The sequence below is a fragment of the Streptosporangium sp. NPDC020145 genome, from assembly GCF_040631275.1.
Taxonomy (GTDB): Bacteria; Actinomycetota; Actinomycetes; order Streptosporangiales; family Streptosporangiaceae; genus Streptosporangium.
Genome location: NZ_JBEXZT010000007.1, coordinates 155,790 through 172,167 on the forward strand (window position 1 = coordinate 155,790; position 16,378 = coordinate 172,167).

At 70.8% G+C, this 16,378-nt stretch carries 11 protein-coding genes; 2 read left to right on the forward strand and 9 right to left on the reverse strand.

The window, feature by feature from the left end:
• Window positions 1-10 precede the first annotated feature (10 nt).
• From ABZ463_RS15865 to ychF, 8 genes are all read right to left on the reverse strand, one after another.
• Entirely contained in the window at window positions 11-1,099 is a 1,089-nt protein-coding gene (locus ABZ463_RS15865; RefSeq protein ID WP_352013764.1) for a bifunctional lytic transglycosylase/C40 family peptidase, read from the reverse strand.
• Between the two features lie 58 nt (window positions 1,100-1,157).
• Window positions 1,158-1,805, reverse strand: coding sequence for a conjugal transfer protein (locus tag ABZ463_RS15870; RefSeq protein ID WP_352013765.1), 648 nt, complete (start codon window positions 1,803-1,805; stop codon window positions 1,158-1,160).
• A 2-nt stretch (window positions 1,806-1,807) separates the two neighbouring features.
• The gene (locus ABZ463_RS15875) at window positions 1,808-4,189 is read right to left on the reverse strand and encodes a type IV secretion system protein (RefSeq protein ID WP_362776594.1); all 2,382 of its coding nucleotides are present in this window, start codon (window positions 4,187-4,189) and stop codon (window positions 1,808-1,810) included.
• Entirely contained in the window at window positions 4,186-6,678 is a 2,493-nt protein-coding gene (locus ABZ463_RS15880; protein ID WP_352013767.1) for an ATP-binding protein, read from the reverse strand. The genes ABZ463_RS15875 and ABZ463_RS15880 overlap by 4 nt, the downstream gene beginning before the upstream one ends.
• Window positions 6,679-6,750: 72 nt before the next feature.
• Entirely contained in the window at window positions 6,751-9,561 is a 2,811-nt protein-coding gene (locus ABZ463_RS15885) for a TcpE family conjugal transfer membrane protein (protein ID WP_362776598.1), read from the reverse strand.
• 47 nt (window positions 9,562-9,608) lie between these two features.
• On the reverse strand, window positions 9,609-9,899 hold the full coding sequence (locus ABZ463_RS15890; RefSeq protein ID WP_352013769.1) for a hypothetical protein: 291 nt from the start codon (window positions 9,897-9,899) through the stop codon (window positions 9,609-9,611).
• A gap of 134 nt (window positions 9,900-10,033) precedes the next feature.
• Window positions 10,034-10,861, reverse strand: coding sequence for a conjugal transfer protein (locus ABZ463_RS15895; RefSeq protein ID WP_352013770.1), 828 nt, complete (start codon window positions 10,859-10,861; stop codon window positions 10,034-10,036).
• 1,116 nt (window positions 10,862-11,977) lie between these two features.
• Window positions 11,978-13,066, reverse strand: coding sequence for a redox-regulated ATPase YchF (gene ychF, locus ABZ463_RS15900; RefSeq protein ID WP_352013771.1), 1,089 nt, complete (start codon window positions 13,064-13,066; stop codon window positions 11,978-11,980).
• 98 nt (window positions 13,067-13,164) lie between these two features.
• Here ychF and ABZ463_RS15905 point away from each other — a divergent pair, with 98 nt between their 5' ends.
• A complete protein-coding gene (locus ABZ463_RS15905; RefSeq protein ID WP_352013935.1) occupies window positions 13,165-14,469 on the forward strand; it encodes a DNA recombination protein RmuC in 1,305 nt (434 codons plus the stop codon).
• Window positions 14,470-14,557: 88 nt separating this feature from the next.
• Window positions 14,558-15,265, forward strand: coding sequence for a DUF6542 domain-containing protein (locus ABZ463_RS15910; protein WP_362776603.1), 708 nt, complete (start codon window positions 14,558-14,560; stop codon window positions 15,263-15,265).
• 46 nt (window positions 15,266-15,311) lie between these two features.
• On the opposite strand, the gene ABZ463_RS15915 is transcribed toward ABZ463_RS15910, so the two are convergent.
• Window positions 15,312-16,280 carry a 4-hydroxy-3-methylbut-2-enyl diphosphate reductase gene (locus ABZ463_RS15915; protein ID WP_352013773.1) on the reverse strand — a complete coding sequence of 323 codons (969 nt, stop codon included), beginning with the start codon at window positions 16,278-16,280 and terminating at the stop codon, window positions 15,312-15,314.
• Window positions 16,281-16,378: the final 98 nt, after the last annotated feature.

Here is a 16,378-nt window from a genome sequence, read left to right on the forward strand (position 1 = left end):
CTCGATTGTGTCAGCCCTGTTCCCTCAACCTGAGCTGCTCGACGACCTGGGGGTTGGCCAGCGGCCGGGTGAACCCGACGATGCCGGTACGGTCCTTGTAGGTCGTGACCTTGATCGGCCCGCACAGACGGCACCTGGCCTCGACCATCTTGCCCGGTGAGACCACCATTCCGACGTGCCCCGGCCGGTCGGCCGAGGTGCCGGGCCCGGCGTTGAAGAAGACCAGGTCTCCCGCCTGCTCCTGCCCCTCCGGCACCTTGACGCCGAACGGCCACTGGCCGAAGGTCGTGCGCGGGATCGTCAGGCCGACGCTGCGGTAGGCCATGTAGATGATCCCCGAGCAGTCGAAGGCGTCGGGCCCCGTGCCACCCCACAGGTACGGCTTGCCGCGCTGGTTCAGGGCGTACTCCAGGATCCCGGCCACCGTGCCGGAGGGGGCCGCCGCGATCAGCGGCTCGTCGCAGAGTTCCTCCGCCTGTGACGGCACGCCGACCGCGCCGTCCTTGGCGTACCGCTCGGCGATCTCCATGACCTGGTCGACGTACCACCAGGCCCGGTTGTAGACGAACAGCGACCTGCGCACGTTCTCGGGCGCCCCGTTGTGCTTGAGCATCTTGGCCGCGCCCAGGATGGCGTCGGCCGGGTTGTAGACGTCCGCCCAGCCGTCGCCGTCGCCGTCCGAGGCGTAGCCGTTGAACGTCGACGGGATCTTGATCTTGGCCTTGCCGCCCCAGGTGCTGATCAGGAACTGCATCGGCCCCGCGGCGCCCGCGTAGTTGGTGCCACTGCTGACCCCCGGCAGTGTCGAGCGTCCGTGGTCGGTCTCCCGCTTGCCGACCCCGGCGAGCACGTTCCACTGCACGCCGATCTTCTTGGCGCTGGCGCGGTACTGCTTGAGGTACTCGGAGGGGATGTCGGAGGCCGCGGTCTCCGACTCGTCTCCGACCGGCTGCGCCCTGTCGTTGCAGTCGGGCAGGTCACCGCCGGTGAAGGATGGGAAGGAGCCGATCATCAGCACCGGCGCCATGCTCAGCGTGAACAGGCACAGCGCCCCGACGGCCAGGATCAGCGCGAGACGGATCCTCTTGTTGTCCCTCATCCAGCCGCTCCGGAGGGCACGCCGTACGGGATCAGGCGGACGAGCATCGCTTTCCCTCTCATCCGGCCGCGCCCGAGGACTGGTCGTCTCCGTCCTGTCCCTCGTCGGCGGGCTGCAGGTCGTGGATCCGCCACTCGGTGCCCATCTCGACGACCGTCACGGCGTAGTCGGCGGTGCGTTCCTTGGCGCCGCTCTTGGCGGTGACGGTCTGGGTCCCGGTGACCACGAAGATCACCGAGGACCGCTGGATCTGCCTGATCTCCTTCACCTTCGCCGATCCGACGGAGACCACCTCGTCGGCGGTGTTGGCCGCGATGGTGCCCGGCGAGGTGACCGTACGCAGCAGCACGTCGGCGAAGTCCGACGTGGTGTAGCTCCTGAGCCGGTCACCGTAGGCGGAGGGCTGTTCGTCGTAGCTGAACGTGCCGTACTCGACGGTGAACCGCCGGGCGTAGTCGGCGGCTGCCGCCAGCTCCTGCTTGGTCATCGGCAGGTAGGAGTAGACGTCGAAGGGCGCGTTGCTCGCCGTCGCCTCGGCGTGCGGCGGCTCGGCCTCCCCCCGTGTCGTACGGCTCACGCCCGCCGGTTCGGCGGCGGGCTCCTGCCCGCCGCCGTCCGGACCGGACCACATGGTCAGGTAGAGCCCGACCAGCGCGAGCACCGCCACCAGCACCGCGAAGACGACGCCCCGCCTGCCTTCGACCATCGTCAGTCCTTATCGGGGTTCGAGGCACGCAGCCAGAACGGCGCCGCCTCCCCTGCCTGCCTGTCGCGCTCCGGTCTGCTGGCCAGCCAGAGCGGCGGTGCCTCTGAGGACCGGCCGCGCCCCGCGTCGTCCCGGGAACCGGAGGAGCTGAAGATGCTGCTGCCGGACCTGGAGGAACCGCCCGAGGAGCCGGAGCCCCGCGGGCTCGACTCGGCACGCCGGGAACCGCCGCCGTTGTTGCCGCCACCGCCGCCGAAGAGACCACCGCCCGACCGGCCACCACCGGAGGAACCGGACGACCTGCCACCGCCGGAGGACGGCCTGCTGCCCGAGGACGGCGCGGAGGACCGGCCACCGCCCGACGACCTGCCCGTGGACGACCCGCCAGAGGAGCCTCGCGGAGCCCAGCCCCCCGAGGACCCGCCGAACCAGCCACCGCCGGAACCCGAGCCGCCCGAACCGGCCGAACCGCCCGAGCCGGTGCCACGACCGGCTGAGCCCGTCCTGGCCGAGGTGGAGCCGCCCGCGCCACCGGACAGGTTCAGCGGCGGGGCCGCGCCCGTACGGGTCGCGGTGACGGGACGCCCCACGCCCTTGCGCCGGTTGCCCGACTGGGCCTCGGTGTCCAGCGGCGCGGGCTGCGCGCCCGCCGGGACCCGGGTGCCCGCTCCCGCGCCCCGGTCGCCCTCCTCGCCCCTGACCTTGCCCTGGGCGACCGCCGCCGCGGCCGTCGCGACGGAGGCACCGCCCGCCATGGCCGCCGCCTGCAGTACGGGCTCGGCCTTGCGCATCCCCCACCGGCCCGCCCTGGCCGCCGCGACCGGGGGCAGCACCCCCGCCGCGCGCTGCAGGGTCGGCGCGGAGGCCGCCTCACCCAGCATGCGCGTGGTGAACGTGTGGCCGTCCATCGAGGAGAACAGGTGCTGGAACGGCCGCCGGTAGAAGAACACCGCGATCGTCATCAGCGCCATGAACATGACCTGCATGCCCCACGGCAGCTCGGTGGCGATGATCAGGGCGTAGCCGTACACCAGGACGCCCAGGACCAGTGCCAGCACCGCCTGTCTGAGCAGGGTGCCGATCAGCATCTCCACCCAGCGCATCGCGATGATCCGCCCCGACCCCGGATGGACGCCGATCAGCAGGAAGACCGGCGCGAGGATCAGCAGCAGCAGGAACCCGATCTTCAGGACCAGCAGCGAGACCGCGACCAGGAAGATCAACAACCCCGCGACCATCGCGGCCATCAGGGCGCCGATCGCGATGCCGAGCCTGCTCGTCCAATCCTTTCCTTGGAAGAGGAAGAAAATGGGGGTGTTCTGCAGCTTGCTCGCGACCTCTTCCTCGTATCTTGCCTGGTGGGCATTGGTGTTGGGCGTCTGGTTCGCCTTCAGCTCGGCCGCGTCCAGCGCCTGGATGTCCAGCAGCTTCGCACCGAAGACCTTCACCACCGGCGCGTTGGGGTCGGCGGTACCGAACACACCCATGAGCCACGGCTTGCACACCAGGGTCGACCAGAGCGCCTCGGCGTTCTGGTCGACGCCGGGGACGCCGGTCTGGCCGTAACCACCGGGCTTCGCCTGGGGATTGGCGACGTCCTTGGGAGCGAGGCAGGAGGCACCGCCCGCGTTGGGCAGGTTGGAGAAGGCCGAGTTGACGACCTCTCCGGTCTTGTCCGTCACGGTCTTGCCGAGACCGGTGAAGTCGCCCGGCCTGCTGAAGAACCAGACGGCGACGGTGACGGCCAGGACCATCCAGATGATGCCCTCGGCGGTCGTGGTCGCGCGTTTGCGGATGAGGCCGTACCACGCCAGCCAGATGGCGCCGAGGATGACGATGGGCCGCAGGTACGGCCAGTACATCGCCTCGGCCAGGTTGCCCACGATGTCGTCGACGACGCCCTTGATCGACTCAAGGGGCCCCTCGGTCGCCGCCGCCTGGTAGGTCGTGATGGTCAGCCGGTCGAGCGCCTTGGCCCAGGAGAAGACGGTGTTGGCGGTCATGTTGCCCATGACCGCCGCGACGTCGCCGCAGCCGAGCCCGTAGGTGTGCCAGAACTGGCCGCCGGTGCCGTACCGGGCGTAGTTGCTCTGCGGGGCGGCGCCGGGCGCGGTCGGCGCCGGGGTGGGTGCCGCGGTGGGTGTGCCCGCCGCGGGCGTGTCCGGAGGCGGCGCCTTGACCAGACCGTCCACACCCGAGCCCACGATCTCGGGGGCCAGGTCCGGGGAGAGGTCGCAGGGGCCGGCGGCGACGGCGGTCGAGTCCCCCGTCGGCACCAGCATCGGTAAGGCGAAGAAGGCGGCCAGGGCCACCAGGGTGATGGCTATCCGCCTGCGTAGTCGTCTCTTGCGGGAGTTTCTGCTGCCCTCGCGGGAGCCCTTCATGACCGTACCTCCAGCGCCGTGGCCCCCGGCCTACTGACTCTGTCGCCCCCGGAAAGATCATGCACGTTCTCGGCGGGTTTGTCGTGGGTCGGATTCGTGTCCAGCCAACGGAGCAGCTCATCGGAGATGAGGTCCACCCCTATCCGCCCCGCGCGCCCGTCCAGATCCCGGAAAACACACTCGCCGTTGCCCAGCGAGCGCAGCACCGCCTTGTGCTCCTCGGAGGGTTCGACCCCGAGCAGCGCCATGACATGGTCCACCTCCACCCGTTCGGTGGACCTGAAGGCGAACACCGACGACAGGCAGTTGGTCACCTGTTCGTTCAGCAGGTCGCCCGCGTTCTGCGAGACCAGCACCAGCGCGGTGTTGCGCGAACGCCCCATCCGGCTGACCTCGGGCACCAGCTTGGCGCCCTCCGGGGTCGAGGTGATGGCCCACGCCTCGTCCAGGAAGATCGCCTTCGGCGTCCTGCGGTCGAGGCCGTTCATGAGTCCCCTGGCGAACTGCGCGACCAGGTAGAGCAGCGCGACGGACAGGCGCTGTTCGTAGGAGTAGTCGTCGCGGCCCGTCGAGGCGTCGGGAAGCGTCAGGCCCCCCAGCGTGAAGACCGTCGTCCAGCCCTCGGTGTCGATCTGGTCGCCACCCGACGGGTCGAAGCACAACCGCGCCAGGTGCATCTCCGACATCGAGCGCAGCACGGCGCCCAGGTTCTTCGAGGCCGCGTCCTCGGCCTGTTCGAGGAAGTCGACGACCTTGCCCAGCGACGGATCCGGCCTGGCGGAGACCGCCGCGACCGCCTGGATCATCGCCGACTCGCGTTCCTCCGACATCCGGGGAAGCAGCAGCCGCAGCGTCTCGCTGGCCATGGTCTTCTTGGCCGCGATGTCGTCGCCGAAGGAGAACGGGTCGAGCAGGCCCGGCGCCGCGGAACCGAGCGGGATGACCCGTGCCTTCCTGCCCCGCGCCTGCAACAGCTGGACCAGGGAGTCGGCGTCGCCCTTGGGGTCGATCACCGCGACCGTCACCCCGCGCAGCGCCATCTGATAGATCATCAGCAGGGCCAGCGTGGTCTTGCCGCCGCCCGGCTCACCGGTGATCGCGATGGCCGTCGGCCGGTTACGGGTCGCCGCCACCAGCGGGTCGAAGTGCACGATGCTGCGGGCCCTGCCCAGGGTCTCCCCGATGTACGGTCCCATCCAGCCCGCGTTGCCCTCGTCGACCCGGTCGCCGAGATCGACGGTGGCGCCGGCCATGCCGCCCGCGATCGTGCGCAGCGGCTGCCGCTGGGCGTAGGCGTTGACCCTGACCTTCTCCCCGGGAAGCGCCTCACAGAACAGCGAGAACTGGTCGCCGGTCGAGTTGACGATGTCGATGCCGATGTCCCGGTAGTGCTCGACGACCGCCTCGACCCGCTGCACGCAGATCTCCTCGGTCGGGGCGGACACCATCAGCCGGTGCCAGCCGTACACGAAGGGCAGGCGTTCCTTGGTGATGCCGTGTTCGAGCATCCGGGCCGCGTCGATCTGCTCGGCGAGCGCCAGTGGCGCCTCCGCCCCGGCCTCGCGGATGTGGATGTCCATGTCGCGGGCGTGCGCGAGCTTGCGCGCCACGTCCTTGCTCGCCTTGATCGGCGAGATCAGCCGCATCCTGGAGCTGATCTCGACGGGGAAGGGCAGCTGGTCGGCGAAGTGCATCCACGGTTCGCCGTCGGGGAAGGGCATCAGGTCGGGGAAGCGGGCGAAGGACAGGTGCGCGACGTAGGAGTCACCGTCCGGCTGCTCGATCCGCAGCAGGGACCTGCCGTTGTGGATCTGCCCCTCCACGAGGGACTCGATCTCACCCCTCCCCCACTGCCGCCTCGGGCTGGCCGAGGGGGGCGGATCGCCCAGGGAACCGGTCGCGGCGTGCTGGAACAGCCAGGCGATCTCGGTCGAGGTCGCGTGCCTGGCGTACAGCGCGCTCGACGACAGGGCCCGTCCCAGACGCTCGGCCTGCTCACTCCACCGGGTGATCTCCGCCTTGGGAACGTGATCGTCCTCGATGCCCAGGACCTTCTCACCGCGCTGGTAGAAGCCGAACAGCTGGGACAGCACCCCGGTGCCGAGTTGCCTGCCTCGCGCGCCGAGCCGTACGCCGAGGTAGACCTCCTTGGTCCAGAAGTCCTTGGCCCAGACGTGCCGGTACATCTCCTCCAGGTAGTCGCGCCAGCCCGGCCCCTCGTCGGAGGTGGCGTCCAGCGCCATCGCCCATTCGGCCGCCGGGTAGGTGCGGTGCGCGACCCGCAGGTGCACCTCGGCGTCCGGCATCCTGATCGCCGCGAGCGCGATCGTGATGTTGGTGGCCAGCGCCTCCCGTTCGTCGGGGGTGATGAACTCGTAGCTGACGGTCGGCAGCCGGAAGTACGCCCAGACCGACGTGTCGGTCAGCAGAATCCTGTCGTCGAAGTAGCGGACGGCCAGACGGTTGCGCGCCCGCGAAGAGCGGCTCACCCGTGCCCCCCAACCGGCACGACCTTTCGGGGGTTCACCTGAGCACCTCGCTGTCTCCTCGCGCCCGGGGGATCACTGGGCCACTTCCTCCTCGCTCGGTCGAACCGCCTGCGCCGTCCCGAAGCCCGCGACCACGACCCCGGCCAGCGCGAGGTAGGCCCGGCGGCCGGGGGCACGCAGGTGGGACGGCTCGACACGCTCCGACCTTCCCGGAGCCAGCTCGTCCTCCCAGGGCACCCGCACGATCGCCCTGCACCGCCCTCTGGCGACGGCCTCGGCCTGCTCGACGTCGCCCATGCTGCGGCGGCTCACTCCGTTGACCACCATGATCGCGCGCTTGCGCAGGTCCGCGCAGCCGTGTCCGTCAAGCCACTCGTAGGTCATGGCGACCGCGTCGGGGCCGTCCTCGCTGGCCGGGACGACCAGGACCAGCTGGTCGGCGTAGGGCAGCACCCTCGCCGCCAGCGCGGCGGCCGGGTCGACCACGACCAGCTTGTAGTGCCGGTCCAGGAGGTCCATGGTCCTGCCGAGCCGCCGGTCGGAGAAGAGCGTCCGGTCGGAGAGCCGCTGCTCGGCGCCCGAGTCGGCGTCGCCCGCCAGGACTTCGAGGCCGGAGGCGCACCTGCTGGTGTAGGCCCGCATGCCGAGGTAGCCGTTGACGCCGTCCAGGCCCGCGAGCAGGGAGGTCAGCGTCTCCGGCGACTCGGCCTGGATCCGGCCGGACAGGGCGTTCGCCCCGGTGTTGGCGTCTACCGCGAGCACCCGGTCCTCACGGTGCCTGGCCAGGGTGTGACCCAGCATGAGCGCGGTCGTCGTCTGGCCCGCGCCGCCGGTGCACCCGAGCACGACCACCCTGCGGCTGCCGGTGAACATGGCCTTGGCCCGCGCCTCGTCGATCTCCGACCCGTCGGTACGGCCCGCGCCCGGCCCGATCACGACCTGCGCGAGACGCCGCCAGCCGCCGGCCGAGTCTCTGCCGACGACCGACTCGACCCGGCGGACCTTGGGCTCGGCCTGCCCCGGCCTCGACACCGGGACCGGGGGCACGACCGGTGCCGGGCCCGCCGTCGGCCCGCTGGGGACCGCCCTGATCGAGACGCCCTGCGGGGGCCCCTGCCGCTGGGCGGGGCGCTGGGTGGGGCGCTGAGCCGGTCTCTGCACCGGGTGTTCCCCGGTGGCCTGCTGGTCCTGGCTCCGCCGTACCTGGGGGATCTGCTCGGCGCGCGGCGCTCTGGCGACCAGCCGGTCCTGCCCTCTGCCCGCCTGGGCGGCCCGCTGCTCCTCGGCGAGGCGGCGTCGCTCGGCGAACTGCTCCGCGGGGACGGGCTGCCCCCTGCGGTGCTGGGCGCGAACCCCCTCGTCGGCTCCGGCGGGGGCACCCACGGGCGGGACGTTCCTGTACGGCGCCGCCTCCGGCCGCTTCACGGGCTCCTGGTCCGGGAGGCCGACGGGCACCCCGGGAGCCGGGGCTTCGGCCGCCGGGGTGCCGGGTGCCGCGATCTCGGGGGCCGAGGTGCCAGGGGCCTCGGTCTTGGGCGCCTCGGTCGTGGGGGCCGGGGTGCCGGGTGCCGCGGCCTGGACCGGGGCCTGCACGGCGGGCTTCTCGGGGGCCTTCGGCACCTCGGGCGCCGGGGCGGTCACGGCCTCGACGGGGGTGGCCCGCTCGGACGGACCGGGAAGCACGGCCTGCCGTTCCGGCCTGTCGTCGCGCGTGACGGTCGTGGGTTGTTCGGTCGCGGGCGGGTCGGCGCGGAAGGCGGCGGCGCGCTCGGCCTCGGTGGCGGCGGCGAGCCTGCGCAGCCGGCGCAGCGCCTCCGGACCGATCGGGGCCTCCTGGGCCGCCGGGGCGGACTCCTCAAGAGCGGAGTCCTCGGAGGCGGGGTTCACCGGTACGGAGTCCGCGGGCGTGGACGCCGCGACCGCCGACGCCGTGGGGGCCACGGGCTCGGAGGCCGCCGGTTCCGAGACCGTTTCCGAGACCGTGGGGACGGCCTGGGGAGTGGGGGCCGGAGCCTGGGAGAGCGCGATCTCGGGGCTCCGCGCAGTGGGGCTCTGGGCCGTGGGGCCCTGCGTGGCGGGGGTCCGGGGCGCCGCGGCCTGGGGCGTGGCCGTCTCGGCGCGGGATGCCGGAGCCGGGGTTCGCGCGTTCTCGGACGCCGTGGAGGGCTGAGCCTGAACCACAGGCTCGACCCGCGCCACCGGTACGGCGGGCGCCGCCTCGGCCTCCCGGACCGGGGCCTGCTCGGGAAGGGCGCGTGCGGAAGGGGCGAAGACCCGCTCGACCGGGCTCGGCGTCTCGGTCCCGAGGGCCGGGGCCGTACCCCTGCGTGGGACAGCAGGCGTGCCCTTGACCGGACGTTCGCGGACGGCGGGAGCGGTGGTCGCCGCCGCCGCGGCGGCCACGGCGGGACGGACCTCACGGGCCGGGGCCGAGGGGGCGATCTCCGGGGCCGTGGCGCCCTTCGCCTTGCGCCCGGCCTTGCCCTTCACACGGTCCTTCACCCGCGCGGGACTGGGATCGGCCCGCCACACCCGGCCGGTCAGCGCGATCTCGCCGGGCTCGGAGGTCGGCGCCATCCGGCACCAGGAGCGTGGCTCCCCCATGTAGCGGACCTGTGACTGCAGCAGCTCGGTGAGCCGCTTGCTCTCGATCACCGGTCTGGTCGAGAGCCAGGTCACCACCCCGGGCGGCACGAGGTAGACCACGTGCCAGGGGGCGTCGAAGGGCAGACCGAGAAGCGCGAGCAGCAACGACCAGGGGGCCGCCACACCCACGAAGACACCGATCCAGACGATCGGCAGCGGCGTCGGCAGCCGTAGGTCGTACAGCTTGTAGAGCCGCTTTTCGATCCGCCAGATATTGGTATACGTGGGTAGATCCACACGCTCCTCCTCTCCGCCACTCGTTCTTTGACCGCAAACACGCGGTCTCAACCCGCCGAGATGCCCAGTGCTCCCGCGATCGCCTTGGCGGTCACCTCGATGATGTTGGGCACGTAGAAGATCACTCCGATGGCTATCGCGAGAATGATGAACTGGACGAACCTGGTGATCTCACGCGTGAAGAGGAAGAAGAGCGCCACCACGGAGACGATGACGAGGAAGAGCGGCGCGAAGAAGCTCCTGAGGAAGGTGGCCAGCCCCTGGGTGTTCACACCCTGTGGAGGGGACGTCGGCTGGGCGAGATCGACCGCGTGCAGCAGGATCGTCTTCAGGATCATTTCTCGTCCTCCGTGCTCATGATCACGGCCCGGGGGATAACGGGCCCGCGACGCGCATATGGGAACCCGCTCACTGCCGACTCACCGATCAGGGGGGGTTTGTTCACTGTGGACCGGCACCATTCGATCATGTGTTACCCCACAGACCGTTTCGCGCCTCGGATGTCCTTGACGAACCACTTGTCGCCCTGCTTCACCACGGTGAGCCGGTAGGCCTGCTCCAACTTCCCGCTCGCCTCGCCGGGATCGACGTTGGTGGTCGAGTCGAGGGACGTGGTGGTCCGCGCGGGCACCCCCCACACGACCGTCGCGGTCACCTCCCGGGTGGCCCCGCTCCCCGCGGGAACGACGAGGTCCTTGAGGCTCACGAAGGTGAAGGCGCCGCCGAAGCCCTCCAGGGTCACCCCGGCGGCGGCGTAACGCTGCAACGACACGTTGTTGCCCGCGGCGTACGCCTTGAAGAAGTCGGCCAGGGGTGTGCGCAGCTCGGTCTCCGCGGCCGCGTCCCTGTCTCCCGCCGGGATCGCGGGCAGGTTCGCCGAGGAGGGCGCGGGCAGGACGGCCGGGCGGCCGGAGACCACGAACCTCCCGGTCTCCGTGTCGTAGAACACCGGCACGGACAGCAGCTGACGGCGGTCGTCCGACTGGAAGGCCAGCGTCACGACGGCGTTCTGCCTGTCGATGATCTCCGAACCGTACGGCTGCACCGCCCCGGCGGCCATCCGGCCCAGGCCGTCCCAGCCGAACTGCGGCTCGGCGCCGTCGGGGAGATAGGGGGCCAGCCGCGACGCCCTTTCCTGGAGGCGGACGGCGTCGAAATTCAGATAGACCGCCGCGAACTGGCTGGCGAAAGAGGTCGCCCTGCTGACGGGGAATTCGGCGTCGGGGGAAATCTGCGGGGTTCCACTGGTCGTGTTCTGCTGGGTGAAGCGTTCAAAAGGTGCACGGACCCCGTTCACCACGATGACCACTATTAGCGCCCAAAGTATGGCGCGACCTGCCCATACGAGCCAACGACCACCGCCACCGGACCAACGACCCCTGGACGGCGCACCACGTCCCCGCGCCGGAGCACGGTCGAACTCGGGGTCGTGCGGCGCCCCCGGGTATGCCGACAGCTCAGGGTCGTCGGTGATCCGAGGATCACGGACGGTTGACCTTCGAGCCATCTTGCCTCCGCTCGCGCCAAACCCCCGGCTGACGCGGTCTCGTATTACTCCCGACCCCGTAAACCATGGTCAAGCACTTACTCTAACCGCCTTGACGATTGTTCCAGGAAAGCCACGCCTATGCTGCAGGCATCACGGTTACCGAGCAAACCGGGTCTGGAACCCGGCTGACGGCCCATCCGGGGACAACAAGACGAAGAAAGCACATTCCACCTGGCCAGCCCCTACGTCGATTACTCAAACGCCACGCATTGCTATCCAAACGGTCCCCACACTGTCCCGACCTGCCCTTTCCTCCCCGAACCGGTCACTCACCGTGACCGTTCACGCAGGCCCGCTCCCCTCGCACGGGAGGCGCACGGGGAGGGACGTCGCGAGGGACGTCGCGAGGGACGTCGCGAGGGACGTCGCGAGGGACGTCGCGAAGGGCGCCGGGAGGGACAGAGCCGCCATGCGGGCCGGAACCAACACGTCAGAGGCGCTCGCGTCCATGATCACGAAGGCCGGGCCGGGAGCCGCCGCGCCGTTCGTCGCGGAAACGGCCGGGAACGGATACGGCGAGCGGAAAGTCTCGTCCCGCCCGCCGTACCTCTGAATCCAGCACGCCTGTGGCGCTCCCCGACCTGGGACCAGGGCACGCGCTTCCTCGACCCGGCAGGCCCGTGGCGGCGCGGTTCCGACGGGAACGCCGACGGCCCGCCACGCCGATACTTCCGCAAGGACGCATATCCGGCGGGTCCACACCGTCAAGGACCTGAACCGAACCCGACGGCCGCCCCACGCGAGACGCTCGGCGGGGAAACCCCTGCCGAGCGTCTCGCCAAGCCTCCGGCGGCAGCCGGTTGATCGACCTGTGTTACGACGACCCCTGGAATCGGGCCTTCGGGCGTCGCGGATCTGCGGGGGCCGTCAGACGTTGAACCTGAACTCGACGACGTCGCCGTCGCGCATCACGTAGTCCTTGCCCTCGATGCGGGCCTTGCCCGCCTGGCGGGCGGCGGCGATGGAGCCCGCCTCGACCAGTTCGTCGAAGGAGACGATCTCGGCCTTGATGAAGCCACGCTGGAAGTCGGTGTGGATGACCCCGGCGGCCTCGGGGGCGGTCGCGCCCTTGCGGATCGTCCAGGCCCTGGTCTCCTTGGGACCCGCGGTCAGGTAGGTCTGCAGGCCGAGCGTCTCGAAGCCGACGCGGGCGAGCTGGGCCAGGCCCGACTCCTGCTGGCCCACGGACTGCAGCAGCTCAAGGGCCTCCTCCTCGGACAGCTCGACCAGCTCGGACTCGATCTTGGCGTCGAGGAAGACCGCCTCGGCGGGGGCGACGAGCGCGGACAGACGCGCCCTGAGGTCGTCGTCGGTCAGCTCGTCGGCGTCGAGGTTGAAGGCGTACAGGAACGGCTTGGCGGTCAGCAGGTGCAGCTCACGCAGGTCCGCGAGGTCGATGCCCGCGCCCTTGGCCCCGGCGTACAGGGTGGTGCCGCCGTCGAGGAGCTTGACGGCCGCCTCGACCGCGTCGAGGGCCGACTTGCGGTCCTTGTTGGTCCTGGCCTCCTTCTGGAGGCGGGGCAGCGCCTTCTCCAGGGTCTGCAGGTCGGCGAGGATCAGCTCGGTGTTGATCGTCTCGATGTCACGGCCCGGCTCGACGGCGCCGTCCACGTGGGTCACGTCGGGGTCGGCGAAGACACGGATGACCTGGCAGATGGCGTCGGTCTCCCGGATGTTGGCGAGGAACTGGTTGCCCCGCCCCTGCCCCTCGGAGGCGCCCTTGACCAGTCCGGCGATGTCCACGAACTCGACCTTCGCCGGGAGGATCTTCGCGGAGCCGAAGATCTCGGCCAGTTTCTCCAGACGGGGGTCGGGAACACCGACGATGCCCACGTTGGGTTCGATGGTGGCGAAGGGGTAGTTCGCCGCCAGGGCGTTAGCGGTCTTCGTCAGCGCGTTGAAAAGCGTTGACTTGCCGACGTTGGGCAATCCGACGATGCCGATGCTCAGGCTCACGTCAGCCGAGTTTACGGCGAATCACCCGGTGCTGACCGCCGCTGCGGGCCGGAGGCACCCGGAACCGGCGGTGCTGACATCATTCCGTGGTGGATGTCATGGCGCTCGCCTTCCAACTCGCCGTAGGACTCGCCGCCGGGCTCGCCATCGGGTTCCTGCTCGGCAGATCCCGTGCCTCCACGGGTGCGGACGACGTCGTGGCGCGCATGGCGGACGCCGAGGCGAGGGCGAAGGCCGCCGAGGAGAAGCTCGCCTACGTCGAAGGGCAGCTCACCGACCGGTTCCAGGCGCTGTCGGCCAAGGCGCTCGACGTCAACAACCTGCGTTTCCTCGAACTGGCCGAGGCCAGGCTCGCGGCGGGCCGGGCGGAGGCCGCGGGAGAGCTCGAACAGCGCAAGCAGGCCGTCGAACACCTGATCGAGCCACTGAAGGACACCCTGGCGCGGGTCGAGACGCAGCTGCGTGACACCCAGGCCGGTCAGCGGGCCGCCCACGCCGAGCTGGCCAAGCACATCGACGTGGTCAGGGAGAGCAACGAGCAGCTGCGGCTGCAGACGACGGCGCTGGTGCGGGCGTTGCAGCGGCCCGAGGCCAGGGGCAGGTGGGGCGAGCTGCAGCTGCGCAGGGTCGCCGAGATCGCCGGGATGCAGCGGTTCTGCGACTTCGACGAGCAGGCGAGCGTGACCACCGCCGACGGCGCCCTCAGGCCCGACATGGTCGTACGGCTCGCGGGCGGCAAGAACATCGTGGTCGACTCCAAGGTCTCCCTGGCCGCCTACCTGGAGGCGGCGGAGTCGGCCGACCCCGAGCGCCAGTCGGTCAGGCTGGACGCCCACGCCCGGCATGTGCGCGAGCATGTGGACCGGCTGGCGGGCAAGGCCTACTGGCAGGCGTTCAGCCCGGCGCCCGAGTTCATGGTGCTGTTCATCCCCGGTGAGGCCTTCCTGGCGCCCGCGCTCGAACGTGACCCGGGGCTGCTCGAATACGCCATGCGGCGGCGGGTCCACATCGCGACGCCGACCACGTTGATCACAATGCTCCGTACCGCGCACTACGCCTGGCAGCAGGAGGCGCTCAGCGAGAACGCGCGGGCTGTCTTCGAGCTGGGCAAGGAGCTCTACGAACGGCTCGGCACCCTCGGGCAGCACATGGAGACGATGGGCCGTTCCCTGGGCAGGGCGGTCGAGGCGTACAACAAGACCGTCGGTTCCCTGGAGAGCCGGGTCCTGGTGAGCGCGCGCAAACTGAACGATCTGGGCCTCGTGGACGGCGAGCTGGACGGCCCCGGCAGCGTCGAGAACCTGCCGCGGGCGTTGACCTCGCCCGAACTGCTGGCAGAAGAGGAGTCAAGCCCGTCTCCCATCTCCCGCCTGAACGGTAAGTTGGCGGGCGACCTGCCCTAGAGATGCTGTTCCCCGCGAAGCGCAGGCGGCCGGAGACCGCAGGCGGACAGGGGGGTCGACGCGGGCCGAGGTCGAGGGGGGCACAGTGGTGAACGAGCGAGGCGACGGGCAGCCGCTTGATGAGGCCGCCCGTGTGGGCGGAGCCGACCGGCCGGGCGGGACCGGCCAGTCGAACGGGGCGGGCCGTACGGGTGGGGCCGCAGGCCGTACGGGCGGGACGGGGCGTAAGGACGAACGCGGGCGGCCGGGCGGCGGTGTCCGGCTGACCGCGAGGGGCGCGATCGCGCTGGTGCTGGTCTCGACGCTGGCGGGCAGGGTGCTCCAGGCGGTGGTCGGGCCGTCGGCGCTGCTCGGCCTGACGTTCGTGGCCGGCTGCGCGGGCGCGGTCGTGCTGGTGAACCGGCGGGACCTGCTCTCGCTGGTGGTCAGCCCACCACTGGTCTTCTTCGTCGCGGCGCTGGTCACCGAGGCCGTGAGCGCGATGGGGGCCAAGGTGCCGGTCCAGGCGTTCGGGCTCGGCATGTTCGCGCTGCTGTCGGCCAGTGCCCCGTGGTTGTTCGCGGGGTCGCTGCTGGTCCTGCTCGTCGCCTGGCGGCGCGGCCTGGCCACGTGCGTGCGCGAGCTGCGTGAGGAGCTGCGGGCGGCGGGACCGGCCCCCGCACGGCAGAAGGCGACCGGCGCGGCCTTCGCCCCGGAGCCCGAGGGCTACTTCGAACCCAAGGTGTACGGCACGCCGCGCGAGGAGCAGCCCACCGAGGAGCGGCCCGCCCAGGAGCAGGCGGCGGACGGCCGGTAGGGCGCGGGTGCCGTACGGCACCCGCGCGGCCCGGTGGCGGGACGGGTCAGACGGTCGCGCGCAGGTCCTTGCGCAGCTCGTGCGGCAGGGCGAAGCGGACGCTCTCCTCGACCGACTCGACCTCCTCGACGTGGTCGAAGCCGTGCCCGGCGAGGCGGGCCAGGACCCCGGCGACCAGTTCGTCGGGGACGGAGGCGCCGCTGGTCACGCCGACCGTCGTGACGCCGTCGAGCCACTCGTCCCTGATGAAGGAGGAGTCGTCGACCAGGTGGGCGGCGTCGGCCCCGTGGTCGAGGGCGACCTCGACCAGGCGCTTGGAGTTCGAGGAGTTCTCCGAGCCGACGACGATGACGAGCTGGGCCTGGGCGGCGATCTCCTTGACCGCGACCTGGCGGTTCTGGGTGGCGTAGCAGATGTCGTCGCTGGGCGGGTCGATGAGGTTGGGGAAGCGCGCCTTGAGCCGGGAGACCGTCTCGGTGGTCTCGTCGACCGACAGCGTGGTCTGTGACAGCCACACCAACCGCTCGGGGTCGCGCACCTTGACCGTTTCGACCGAGTCGAGGCCGTCGACGAGCTGGATGTGCTCGGGTGCCTCGCCCGCGGTGCCCTCGACCTCCTCGTGGCCTTCGTGGCCGATGAGGAGGATGTCGTAGTCCTGGGAGGCGAAGCGCCTGGCCTCGTTGTGCACCTTGGTCACCAGCGGGCAGGTGGCGTCGATGGTCTTCAGGCGGCGCTGCGCGGCCTCCTCGTGGACGGCTGGGGAGACCCCGTGCGCGGAGAAGACGACGATGGCGCCCTCGGGCACCTCCTCGGTCTCCTCGACGAAGATCGCGCCGCGCTGTTCGAGCGTCCGGACCACATGGGTGTTGTGGACGATCTGCTTGCGGACGTAGATCGGCGCGCCGTACCGCTCCAGGGCCTTCTCCACAGCCTGGACCGCGCGGTCCACTCCGGCACAGTAACCACGAGGCTTGGCCACTAGGACGCGCCGGATCGTGGGGGTCTCTGACGTCATGTTCTTATGCTACGTGGAGCGCCCACTCGTCCTGTGGCCACATGAGGCATCGTCTTGCCCGACACTTGCCATACGGAACGACCCAAACAGATCCATCA